The organism is Burkholderia sp. BCC1638 (assembly GCF_902833195.1).
In the GTDB taxonomy this organism is placed as follows: domain Bacteria; phylum Pseudomonadota; class Gammaproteobacteria; order Burkholderiales; family Burkholderiaceae; genus Burkholderia; species Burkholderia diffusa.
In genome coordinates, this window is sequence record NZ_CADFEC010000167.1 from 1 (window position 1) to 248 (window position 248).

A 248-nucleotide genomic window follows, 5' to 3' on the forward strand; every position below is an offset into this window, starting at 1 on the left:
TCTTTGCGTCCCCGAACACGCTCGCCCACTCGCCGAAGCTGAGATTGGTCGTGATCGCGACGCTCGTGTGCTCGTATAGCTTTGAGAGCAGATGGAACAGCAATGCACCGCCGGTCTGGCTGAACTGACCTGCCCCCTGCAAACAGGGCCAGCCGGAGTCTAGTAAAGTTCGTTTTCGGAGAAGAAGACGAACATGAAGAAGCGCTTTACGGAACAGCAAATCATCGGGTTTCTGAAGGAAGCCGAGG

General features: G+C 55.6%; 1 protein-coding gene. It reads right to left on the reverse strand.

What is annotated here, in order from left to right:
• The coding region (locus HWX22_RS32195; protein WP_244135343.1) for an ATP-binding protein at nt 1-248 on the reverse strand (248 nt) is incomplete at both ends.